8 protein-coding genes, 1 pseudogene and 1 other annotated feature (1 of these 10 only partly in view) are annotated in these 12713 nt (G+C 36.0%); all 9 genes and pseudogenes read left to right on the top strand.

Annotated elements, in window-relative coordinates:
• Positions 1 to 329: a binding site (T-box leader), on the top strand; it begins 20 nt to the left of the window's first position.
• Between the two features lie 71 nt (positions 330 to 400).
• The 9 genes and pseudogenes from AC6CHR_RS04630 (at position 401) to AC6CHR_RS04590 (ending at position 12538) form a co-directional block, all read left to right on the top strand.
• Positions 401 to 3049, top strand: coding sequence for a valine--tRNA ligase (locus AC6CHR_RS04630; RefSeq protein ID WP_498247341.1), 2649 nt, complete (start codon positions 401 to 403; stop codon positions 3047 to 3049).
• 65 nt (positions 3050 to 3114) lie between these two features.
• Positions 3115 to 4419 (top strand): bifunctional folylpolyglutamate synthase/dihydrofolate synthase, encoded by a 1305-nt coding sequence (locus AC6CHR_RS04625; RefSeq protein WP_498247340.1) that lies wholly within the window; start codon positions 3115 to 3117, stop codon positions 4417 to 4419.
• 87 nt (positions 4420 to 4506) lie between these two features.
• Positions 4507 to 6210, top strand: coding sequence for a sensor domain-containing diguanylate cyclase (locus tag AC6CHR_RS04620; RefSeq protein ID WP_498247339.1), 1704 nt, complete (start codon positions 4507 to 4509; stop codon positions 6208 to 6210).
• 119 nt (positions 6211 to 6329) lie between these two features.
• Positions 6330 to 6710, top strand: a complete 381-nt coding sequence (locus AC6CHR_RS04615) for a prepilin-type N-terminal cleavage/methylation domain-containing protein (RefSeq protein ID WP_498247338.1) — start codon at positions 6330 to 6332, stop codon at positions 6708 to 6710.
• Positions 6700 to 7470 carry a prepilin peptidase gene (locus AC6CHR_RS04610; protein WP_498247337.1) on the top strand — a complete coding sequence of 257 codons (771 nt, stop codon included), beginning with the start codon at positions 6700 to 6702 and terminating at the stop codon, positions 7468 to 7470. Before AC6CHR_RS04615 ends, AC6CHR_RS04610 begins: the two co-directional genes overlap by 11 nt.
• Positions 7471 to 7915: 445 nt before the next feature.
• On the top strand, positions 7916 to 8971 hold the full coding sequence (locus tag AC6CHR_RS04605) for a hypothetical protein (protein ID WP_498247336.1): 1056 nt from the start codon (positions 7916 to 7918) through the stop codon (positions 8969 to 8971).
• 394 nt (positions 8972 to 9365) lie between these two features.
• On the top strand, positions 9366 to 9938 hold the full coding sequence (locus AC6CHR_RS04600) for a Maf family protein (protein ID WP_498247335.1): 573 nt from the start codon (positions 9366 to 9368) through the stop codon (positions 9936 to 9938).
• 111 nt (positions 9939 to 10049) lie between these two features.
• A pseudogene (gene radC, locus AC6CHR_RS04595) lies at positions 10050 to 10598 on the top strand (RadC family protein); the annotation flags it as partial.
• A gap of 569 nt (positions 10599 to 11167) precedes the next feature.
• Positions 11168 to 12538, top strand: a complete 1371-nt coding sequence (locus tag AC6CHR_RS04590) for a reverse transcriptase/maturase family protein (RefSeq protein WP_498247334.1) — start codon at positions 11168 to 11170, stop codon at positions 12536 to 12538.
• Positions 12539 to 12713: the final 175 nt, after the last annotated feature.

Here is a 12713-nt window from a genome sequence, read left to right as displayed (position 1 = left end):
GAGTACTTTGTTATCTCTTTACAGAGAGAGAAGTCAATAGCTGTAAGACTTCTTAAGTAGATACATTGGAAGGTCGCCCAGGAGTTGCTTCTTTGAAGTATAGTAGGAGAAGCCGGTGCAAACCGTTATTAATTCTTGAGTGCATAGGCAAGAGGGAGTGAGTTTCATCCCTGAAGTCAGTTCTTGGTATGTTAAATAGTCAGAGTAGCGTTTCCGTTAAATGGGAGTTATACGTGGCTATTTAGATGATGTAGCAAGAGTTGTTTGACTTTTTATTTGTCTATGAAAAAAGGTGGTACCGCGAAAATTATTCTCCTTTCGTCCTTTTAGTGGATGAGAGGAGTTTTTATTTTGAAGAAGAAAAGTGTCAGTTTGCATTTATCTTAAGGAGGAAGCAAGTATGAGCAATCAAGAGAACCAACATGAATTACCGACTAAGTATGATCCCAAGTCCATTGAAGAAAATCGTTATTCTTTTTGGGTAGACGGGAAATATTTTGAGGCAACAGGTGATGAAACAAAAAAGCCATATACAATGGTTATCCCCCCTCCAAACGTAACAGGTAAGCTTCATCTAGGTCATGCTTGGGATACAACATTACAAGACATTGTTACACGTATGAAAAGAATGCAAGGCTACGATGTCCTATGGCTTCCAGGAATGGATCATGCAGGAATCGCTACTCAAGCAAAAGTAGAAGCAAAGCTACGTGAAGAGGGTAAATCTCGCTATGATTTAGGGCGTGAAATATTTGTTGAAGAAACTTGGAAGTGGAAGGAAGAATATGCTAGCCATATTCGAGAACAATGGTCCAAGGTTGGTCTCGGTTTAGATTATTCAAGGGAGCGATTTACGCTTGATGATGGATTATCTAAGGCAGTCCGTGAAGTATTTGTGACGCTTTACAAGAAGGATCTTATATACCGTGGAGAATATATTATAAATTGGGATCCACAAACGAAAACAGCACTCTCGGATATTGAGGTTATCTATAAAGATGTTCAAGGTGCTTTCTACCATATGAGTTATCCGTTGGCAGACGGTTCTGGCTCAATAGAAATTGCGACAACACGTCCTGAGACAATGCTAGGTGATACAGCGGTAGCCGTACACCCTGAGGATGAAAGGTACAAACATTTAATTGGTAAAAATGTAGTGTTGCCAATAGTTGGTCGAGAAATACCAATCGTTGGTGATGATTATGTTGAGATGGAATTTGGTTCAGGAGCAGTAAAAATTACACCTGCCCACGACCCAAATGACTTTGAAATTGGTAACCGACATAACCTAGAGCGAATTCTAGTTATGAATGAAGATGGCACAATGAATGAAAAGGCTGGCATCTATAATGGACTAGATCGTTTTGACTGCCGAAAGAAAATTGTTAAGGATCTCCAAGAACAAGGCACTTTGTTCAAAATTGAAGAGCATTTACATTCTGTTGGACATAGTGAGCGAAGTGGTGCAGTTGTTGAGCCTTATCTTTCAACACAATGGTTTGTTAAAATGCAGCCGTTAGCAGATGAAGCAATCAAGCTTCAACAAGACGAAGAGAAAGTAAATTTTGTTCCCGATCGTTTTGAGAAAACATATCTTCGCTGGATGGAAAATATTCGCGATTGGTGTATTTCTCGTCAACTTTGGTGGGGACACCGAATCCCAGCTTGGTATCATAAAGAAACTGGAGAGGTATATGTAAATCAAGAACCTCCAGCAGATAGTGAAAATTGGGAACAGGATAACGATGTTCTTGATACATGGTTTAGCTCAGCGTTGTGGCCGTTTTCGACAATGGGGTGGCCAGATAAGGAATCAGCTGATTTCAAGCGGTACTACCCAACGGATGTATTAGTAACTGGGTATGATATCATTTTCTTTTGGGTTTCTAGAATGATTTTCCAAGGCCTTGAATTCACGGAGGAACGACCATTTAAAGATGTATTAATTCATGGGTTAGTACGTGATGAGCAAGGCCGTAAAATGAGTAAGTCGTTAGGCAATGGTGTAGATCCAATGGAAGTCATTGATCAATATGGAGCAGATTCATTGCGATTCTTCTTGTCAACAGGTAGCTCTCCAGGTCAAGATTTACGATTTAGCTATGAAAAGGTAGAATCAACATGGAACTTCGCAAACAAAATTTGGAATGCTTCTCGTTTTGCATTAATGAATATGGATGGATTGACATTCGATGAAATTGATTTAACTGGTGAAAAGTCGGTAGCGGATAAATGGATTTTAACACGTTTAAATGAAACGATTGAACAGGTAACAAAACTTGCAGATAAATATGAGTTTGGTGAGATTGGGAGATTACTTTACAACTTCATATGGGACGATTTTTGTGATTGGTATATTGAAATGGCGAAACTTCCTTTATACGGTGAAGATGAGGCAGCCAAAAAGACAACTCGTTCAATTCTCGCCTATGTACTTGATAACACGATGAGATTACTACATCCATTTATGCCGTTTATCACAGAAGAAATTTGGCAATCACTACCACATCAAGGAGAGTCAATAACTGTAGCAGCATGGCCAACAGTTAATAAAGAATTTACAGATAGTAAAGCAGCTGCTGACATGAAATTGTTAGTTGAAGTCATTCGGGCTGTACGGAATATACGTGCTGAAGTAAATACGCCTATGAGCAAACAAATTCACATGCAAATAAAGGCAAAAGACCAAGAAATTCTCCAGCAGCTCGATACGAATCGTGCATATATAGAACGATTTTGTAACACAAGCACATTAACAATTGCTACAGATCTTGCGTCTCAAGAGAAATCAATGACGGCTGTTGTAACTGGAGCCGAAATCATCTTACCACTTGACGGCTTAATAAATATTGAAGAAGAAATCAAACGCCTTGAAAAAGAACGTGAAAAGCTTGACAAAGAAGTAGAACGTGTACAAAAGAAATTAGGGAATGAAGGCTTCTTGAAGAAGGCGCCTGAAAAGGTAATTGAAGAAGAGAAGGCAAAAGAGAACGACTATCGTGAAAAACGAGACATTGTATTGGCAAGAATTACAGAACTAAGAGGATAATTGATTTAGCTCGGGTGGTGCGTTAAGACATCCGAGCTTTTTCACTATTTTTGAGGAGGGTACTAATGTTTACTGATTATAGCGAAGCTCTAGAGTGGATACATGGCCGTTTGAAATTCGGAGTAAAACCAGGCTTAAAAAGAATGGAATGGCTCCTAGAGAAATTAGATCATCCAGAAAAGGAGATACCCATCATTCATGTAGCAGGAACAAATGGGAAGGGCTCGACGATTTCATATTTACTACATATGTTAACGGAAGCGGGGTATAAGATAGGTAGTTTTACATCTCCTTATATCGAAACATTTAATGAACGAATTAGTGTAAATGGTCAACCAATCACCGATCAAGAAATGCTTAGGCTTGCAAACGACGTAAAACCATTGGTAGAAAATATTGAAGTAACAGAACTAGGTGGGCCGACAGAGTTTGAGATTATTACGACAATGATGTACCTATATTTCGGGAAATATAATAAACCCGATTACTTATTACTAGAAACAGGTTTAGGTGGCCGATTAGATTCTACCAATATAATCGAGCCTGTATTATCAATTATTACGAATGTGGGCTATGATCATATGAATATTCTTGGTTCAACTATTGCTGAAATTGCCTATGAAAAGGCAGGAATTATCAAAAATGGTGTACCAACGATAACGGCAGTGGAAAATGATCAAGCACTTCATGTTATAGCTAAGATAGCAGAAATTAGAGAAGCTAACTTATTGGTTTTAGGTAAGGATTTCACTATTACTAACGAAAAATTGCATGAATATGGAGAAGTTTTTTCGATTCAAACTCCATACAAATTATATAAAGATATTCAATTAACAATGAGAGGCGAACATCAAACGAAAAATGCAGCTTTATCGATAATAGCAATTGATTACTTAGTGATGTATAAAAACCTAAAAATTGAAGAGGATCAGATTAGAAGTGGATTAAGAAAAGCGTTATGGAAAGGGAGATTTGAGCAAGTTCATGAAAATCCAGAGGTAATTATTGATGGAGCTCATAATATTGAAGGTGTTGAAAGTTTAATTGAAACGGTTAAAAGACATTATCCCAATAAAAAAATCCATTTTTTAGTAAGTGTGTTAAAAGATAAAGACTATGAAGAGATGATTAATCGTCTATCACTTATTGCAACGTCGATGCATTTTACCTCCTTTGACTTTCCTAGAGCAGCTAATGCAATTGACTTATATTCTGTATGTAAATCTGAAGAAAAATCGTATAGCGAGGATTGGAGATTAACATTGGCTGAAGTTCTTATCAAGTATAAAGATAAGAAGGAAGATGTTGTCGTTATCCTTGGATCACTATACTTTATTGCGCATATTCGTGATTTTTTCAAGAATAGGTAAAAAGTAGTGAAATATTATGACAATAGTTTGAAAATTTGCTAAGATAGTAATTATGTATCATGCAGAAAGAAATAGGGAGGGAACTCATTGGACAAAAAAGTAAAAATAATAATTTGGATTTGTTGGTTTATACTTAGTCCAATTTTCTTAATGATTGCTTACCATATTTCCTCACCTATAAATTTCTCAAGTGATCTAACTGCGTTTCTTATTTTAATGTGTCTGGTCTCTTTTTGGCCGATTATCATAAATGGTACACCTATTTTTTATGTGCAGGGTGTTTCATTAGTTGTCTTTCTTTATTACGGTTTATTCGTGGAAATACTCCTTACACAAATATCTGTTATTGTTTTATTACTCAAGGTGCGGATAAGCTCCAAGGAACATTATCGATATCCATTAAATGCTTTAATGTTTTATCTCATCTCAATGGGGGGCGCTAGTGTCTATTATTTGTTAGGTGGAACTAATGGCCGATTAACATTAAATGAGCATTTGTTACCTATTATGGCTTATGGGTTTACAGTATTTGTCATAAATCAACTTTTATTAAGTACGCTAAAAACAATCATAAATAAAGTGAAATTCAAAGTGCATAGTAGTAACTTTTTATGGGAATTTTACACTTCCCTACTTGTTTTTCCCTTTGCAATTATCTTATATTTCCTCTACCTAGACATTGGTATGAAGGCAATATTTTTTGTAGGAACACCTTTACTAGGATTATCTGTGATTCTATCACTCTATTATAAAAGTCAAAGGACCAATCACTATTTACAACAAGCAAGTGAAATTGGGCACCAATTAACTGAAAACTTACAAATAAATGAAGTATTGGACATATATATGGAAAAGGTAACAAAAATGTTCCCAATAGAAGTTGCTTATATTATAGATGTGGAAGATGACCAACTAAGAGTTATAAGAAAGTACAAGGATGGAAAAATCCAAATAGATAACCCTGGAGAAAAAAGATTTACGGATAAGGGGATTTCTGGATATGTTTATACACGAAGAGAGAGTGTTTTGTTTCTTGATAGGAAACAGTGGAATGGTATTAAACATTCACAACTACCTAAATCAGTTGAAAGTGTTATTGGGGTTCCAGTCATGAGAAATCAAGCTCTAGTTGGAATTGTGATTCTAGCTTCGAATAAAAAACGTGCCTTCGATCGTGCACAACTAATGATTATCGACTTATTATCTACATATCTAGGAGTAGCCGTTGAAAATGCGAAAAACTATCAAATAACAAAAAAACATAGTGAGCATTGTCCACTTACAGGCTTATATAATTATCGGTATATTGAACAAAAACTAGACAGGGAGTTCCAACTTCTTCAACAAAATGAACGGAATGGATTATCGCTGCTTTTATTAGATATCGATTATTTTAAAACTGTAAATGACACATATGGTCATCATTCTGGCAATGAAGTGTTGTGCCAATTTTCACAACGACTATTATCATTTGTAGGAAAGCGAGGTACTGTCGCAAGATATGGTGGGGAAGAGTTTGTTATATTATTACCGAACTTAAAGAAACAAGCTTCGATAGAATTCGCTGAAGAAATTCGTCAAAAAATTTCCGAGAAACCATTCGAAATTGAGCATTCATTACAATCAAATAACATAAACACGTCAACTATCTTTCTAACCGTCAGTATCGGGGTCTCCTCAGCTTCAGAAGATTGTGCTGATCCAATTACACTCATTCGCTTAGCAGACAGAGCAATGTATATTGGCGCTAAGAAAGCTGGTCGCAATAAGGTAGCTGGTTATGTTGGTTAGAGTCTTTGTTATGGACGAGAAATAAAAATTATTTCCCGTGGAATAAATTTTTTGGCTTTTAATAATACTTGTTCCAAAAACTAGGACTAAACAATCATACATAAAAAGGAGATGTAAAATTGAAGAAAAAAACCTTAAAAAACCAGCGTGGATTAACGTTGGTTGAATTACTTGCAGTTATTGTTAATTTAGGGATTATTGCGGCGATTTCTATACCATCCATTGTTGATGTTATAGAAAATACTAAAGCTGAAATTTCAGAAGTAGTACAAATTCTTGATGTTGCTAAAATAGCTAGAACTGAAAATCCTAATACAGCTAGTGTTGATCCAACTTCTTTGGCTCCTTTTATAGAATATGTTAAAGGTGATCGTTTTGATGTTACCAATACAGAAAGCGTATTTACCATATCTGAACATGAGGTTGTTTGGGTAGCAGATACTGGAGATGCTATAAGTGTTAGTGAAAATGATTTAATTGATTATATCGATGGAAATTAATCAAATAATTTTGTTTATTTACGGGCTTATCCTAGGCTCCTTCTACAACGTAGTCGGCCTTAGAGTTCCAAAAAATCAATCAATGATGACACCACGGTCTTCTTGCCCTAGGTGTCATCATATACTAACAGCAGTGGAGTTGATCCCTGTAGTTTCTTTTCTATTACAGAAGGGTAAATGTAAAAGATGTAGTATGAAAATATCACTATGGTATCCTTTTGTCGAGCTAATGACAGGGCTTTTGTTTATGATTTCACCGCTGATTATTGGTTGGAATGGTGAGCTGATCATAGCTCTTACATTAATATCGTTGTTTATGATCATCTTTGTGTCTGATGTAGCTTATATGTTGATTCCAGATAAGATTCTCCTCTTTTTTCTCGTGCTGTTTATCGGAGAAAGAGTGATGTTTCCGCTTGATCCTTGGTATGACTCTTTACTTGGTGGAGTCGTTGGTTTTTGTTTACTTTTACTGATAGCTTATGTTAGTAAAGGTGGCATGGGAGGCGGAGATATTAAATTATTTGGCTTATTAGGGATTGTCCTAGGCTTAAAGGTTGTCCTTTTGTCGTTTTTTATATCGACTGTTATCGGGACATTGGATGGAATAAGACGTATTGGATTAGGTAAATATAAAAAACGTGAACCTGTTCCATTTGGTCCATCAATTATTATTGGAACATTAATCGCTTATTTTTTTGGAGATTCGATTATAGGATGGTATTTATCTCTTATCGGAATAAATGTCGGAGGTTTTTAATAATATGGTTTTTTTATTAAATTGTAAAATCGGAAACATAGTGATAACAGATTATACTATTGATAGGTTGAAATTAAGCAGGGGAAACCAGTTTTCATTAGATTGAAGAAAAAGTGCTTCCGGCAGGACTTATTGCCGATGGGAAAATAAAAAATGCTGATACACTTTCTTTAATCCTAGATGGGTGTGTACTGATAGGTCTCTAAAAGGTAGAAGCAAGCGTATTATTGTTCCTGATTCTCATGTAATCAGAAAAATACAAATCCCCTTTGACATAACCCATCATTTCCCAATCTGAATGAGGAAAATGACGAATGATCTTACTAATTGGCGAAATTTTTTAAGAACTAGACGACAAATGTCTTGTTCTTTTTTTTTGCTATTCTGTTACCATGGTTATCAATATGATTGAACGTGTTATGGCTAACGAAGGGTGGCAAGGTTAATGGACAAGCAGACGACTGATGCGATAAAAATTAAAATAAATGGCAAGGATCGTCCTTTATCAGATGAAGAAAATACGGAGGTAACAATTCCGATTACAAGCTGGGATGAGAAGTTGGAGGCGAAAAATGAAGTGGCTTCAGCAAAACAACCCCTTGAAAAAGAGGATGATTTCCCTTGGCTTTTACCAGAAGATGAAGATTCTATTTTTCTTGAGGATCCAAAAGTTGTCGTACCTTCAAAGAAAAACAAGCAATATTCAAATCAATCAATCACTCCATTTCACTATCCAAAAAAACAAAAACGAATTAACGAAAAAACCTTGTTTCCAATAAAAAAAATCATGTTAATGATCTTATTGGCTATTGCGTTAGGAGTTATGTTTGGGAGTGTTTTATTAAACTTTTTATCGAATGATGATATGCCTGTGATGGGATCACCTAGCGGGGAAACAGATGATAATGGAGTAGCGGTTGAAACACCAGACAAAGCTACTGATGAAGGTAAAACAGCGGTAGGCACTGAGGAACCAGGGGCGGAGACTACAGCAACTTTACAATTATTTGCTGTTCAGGGAGGAGTCTATTCTTCGAAGGAAGCAGCTGATTCGGTAGCAACTGAGATAAAAGGAAAAGGTCAGGCTGCGATTGTCTTGGAAAGCAATGAAACCTTTACAGTATTTGTTGGGGTAAGTAAAGAAAAGGCTGAAACAGGTGCTCTAAGTGAAGTGTATAAACAACAAGATTTCACTACTGATATTGAATTTTGGGGAGGAAAGCAATTGTCTTTTTCGTTAGCGACTTCTGCTTCTGCTGACCAATGGGTAAAATCAATTCAAGAGTTGTCAACACTAGCTTCTATATCTATTAACGGAACTAACATAAATGAAAATGATATTAGTGAAATTGAATCGACACTCAACGGTATTAAGGCTAATGATACCGAAAAACCTTTAATTGAAACTTTGTTACAATCTATAGAGAGTCTTAAAAGCAACGATGGTTGGAAAGCTCAACAGCAACTAATGGATGTTATAAGTAAATTAAAAATAAAATAAATGCTACTTTCACAAATTGAGTTTTGTATCGTTCTTTTAAAGAAAAACAACATTATTTTCGAACACTACATACAGATAAGTGTCAAATTAAAAGAGACTAGCATGCCTAGGACATTTTGTCACTCACGTTTATGTGAATCTCGAAGTGAAACATGTTCCTTTACGGTCTTTTTTTGTTGTATAGAAAATTATAATATTCTTGTAATGTGGATAAGCTCGTCGAGTGTCCTTTACCGTATGCGGAGTGATCCAATTCTTACGGAGCAAAACGTTCGCTTGCGTTTTGTTTTTTGCAATGATGAAAATGAAAATTTAATGAATTGTCGATAATACGAACGTTTGGTACGATGTAGTCGTATCTTCTAATCTGAAACGTAGAAAGGATGTTAACATCATGAATGCAAACCTCATTTTAGCTTCAGCATCACCTCGCAGAAAAGAACTTCTTGAACTCCTTCAAATCCCCTTTAAGGTGATAGTGAGTGAGGTTGAGGAAATAATAGACGAGCAACTTCAACCTGCGGAAATCGTTCAATTACTAGCACAGCAAAAGGCAGAAAGTGTTGCAAAAACAAATCATGAATCCTTTGTCATAGGTTCAGACACGTTGGTTGTTTATAAAAACCAGTTGCTTGGAAAGCCAACAGATAAGGCTAGGGCCATTCAAATACTTCAACTGTTATCAGGCCATACGCATGAGGTGTATACAGGAGTTTGCATTATACACAGGGGAATCGTTCACTCCTTTTATGAAAAGACAGAAGTGACCTTCTATTCTCTATCTCAGGAAGAAATTGAAGAGTACGTATCAACTGGTGAGCCAATGGATAAAGCAGGAGCCTATGGTATACAAGGATATGGTTCGTTATTGGTTGAAAGAATTACTGGTGACTATTACGGTGTTGTTGGACTGCCTATAGCGCGAACGAAACGTGAGTTATTAAAAATGGGGTTTAAACGCTTATAATGATGATGCTCGGCATCCATTCGGTTTTATAAATCGAAAAAAATAAGGGATCATCAATTCATCAAAAAAGATAAGTTAGTTTGTGAGCAGAAGGGAAACGAAGGAGGAAAAATGGAAGCATCAACATTTAAAATCCGCGATTTTCCTGAAGATGAACGACCGAGAGAACGCTTGTTGAATGAAGGTTCAGATAAGCTTTCCAATCATGAGCTGCTGGCAATATTACTGAGGACTGGTACAAAAAAAGAATCAGTCCTTGAGCTTGCCCAAAAACTATTAAAACATTTTGAAGGTCTAAGAATGCTAAAGGATGCATCTGTAGAAGAAATAACCACAATTTCGGGGATTGGAAATGCAAAGGCTGTACAAATTTTAGCTGCACTTGAACTTGGGAGAAGAATCAATCGACTAACGTATGATGATAGATATGTCATTCGTTCTCCACAAGATGGGGCTAATTATGTGATGGAAGAAATGCGCTTTTTAAGCCAGGAGCACTTTGTCTGTTTGTACCTAAATACGAAAAATCAAGTACTTCACAAACAAACGGTGTTCATTGGTAGTTTAAATGCATCGATCGTACATCCTAGAGAGGTCTACAAAGAAGCTTTTAAACGCTCTGCAGCATCAATTATTTGTATTCATAACCATCCTTCTGGAGTGCGCCTGTAAGGTGGGTAATTTTAGCGATTTCATTTGAAATCTAGAACTCCTTACAATGTTCTATGGTCAGCATCTTACCTTGAGAGGAAACTCAATTATAGGGAAAAAAGCATGATGTGAAAAGGAGAAAAGACGACAAAAGCTATCAATGTCGAGTCAGTTCTTCAGATCAAGCGATGGATGGTAAAAGCTAGACTGCTTGAATCCTAGACGAATGAGCGATGGATGCGCCATTGTCTACGATAGCTAAAAGGCAATGTGGTCAAAATGGGAGACATATCTTCAGAGTGTCTGTAGGATTACTAACCCTTGCCATAGTAAGGTTTGACCTTCAATCCTCAATTCAAAGGAAACCGTCGAAAGGGATACCTAATCATTGCGAACTAAAATTATCTCATAATGCAGGGATTGCCTAAGTGTAATGCCGTAAAGGCTAATAGACATCGTCTATGGAAGTTGCATAAGGTAACGGAGTCTTCATATTACTCAACGTTTACTTGTAATGAGTTTAGCATGGGAAAGGGAGACAGGTTGATGTTAACGTCAATGTGGAAGGAGTCATGAATATGGCGAAAAATCCATTTCATCAGTTGGACGTTATAAGGAATGCTTCTCATAAAGGAAACATCATTAAAGATTGTTACCGCCTAATGTATAAAAAAGAATTATGGCTTAAAGCTTATGCAAAACTATATCCGAATGTTAATGCTTGGAATAAGGGAAATGTAAACGAAACAATCGATGACATATGCCTTGATGTTATTGAGCAACTAAAGTCCAGAAGCTTTCGTTTTACTTTAGTAGGTAAAATAGTTAAACCAACAACTGATAGAAAAAAGAAACCTCTAGAGATTTTTAACTTAAGAGATAAGCTAGCATTGGAAGTAGTAAGAATGATATTAGAAAATGTTTATGAACCAATATTCTCTGAAAACTCACATGGCTTCAGAAAAAGGCGGAGTTGTCATACAGCTTTAACCCAGTTAAAAACATCATTGTACACCTCAACATGGTGTCTTAAAGGAGATATTGTAAACTTATTTTCGGGTATAAACTATTCAATATTGCTAAAACTTATTTCAAAAAGAGTGAAAGACCACCGCTTCTTACTTCTTATCCATCAGTCTCTTTCTTCTGGATTACTTTCTAAATATTATCATCAATATAATAATTGTTTGATGCCACAAAATTGTTGTCTTACATCCTTGTTAGCTAATATTTATCTTCACGAATTAGACTGTTTCATGGAAAGGCAAATGACAGGGAATAGTATGAAATATGTACGTCACATAGATAAGTTTGTGGTTGGATTTTCTAGTTCTAAACAAAGTGCTCTTCATACGATGGATTTGATCGTAAGGTTTCTAAAGGAGGAGCTCTGTCTAGATTTAGACGTTCAAAAAAAGGTACTAGTTCATTTGGATCATCCAATTGAATTCCTTGGTTATCATTTGCATAGACGTAAGGAAAAGGGAAAAAAAGATTATAGTAACCGATACATTCAAGCATCTAAAAGGCGACTTCATTCAAATGTAATGAAGTTAAACATTCCCGAAAAGGAAATAAAAGACTTTGTTAAAGCGAACGGATATGGAAATGCTGAGACGGTTAAATCGAAATATCGATCAAAGCTGATAAACTATAATGAGCTAGACATTTTGGAGATCTTTAACACTGAACTACGTGAATTTGCAAATTTCTACACACTAGCTGATAATTATCACCATCTAAAACGATTATTTTATCTTGCTGAAGGAAGCTTCATTAAAACAATTGCAAATAAACGAAAAAGCACCTATAAAAAAGTTGTCACTTCCTTGAGGACACGCAAACAAGGAGTTTTATGCTTGGCAAATAAGGATAGCAAGGGCACTCAAACGCTTCATATCTTTTTAAAGCTCAAAGATATCCCCAAAGTAAAAGGCCATCAAAGTTGAACCAGTTGTAGAAACTATGTCAAATTGGTGAATTTTTTTGGTGGATCACCTTTTTGAAGCATAACTTGAATTGGGGTTATTCTTACCAAGGTGACATAAATACTAAAATGATTGCGGCATAAAAAGACCTTGAGTGATCCGAATTGCTTGCGTAATAATACTTAGGCAAAATCAT

Source organism: Metabacillus sp. GQ13 (genome assembly GCF_059758525.1).
This window is presented reverse-complemented; position numbering and strand designations above follow the sequence as displayed.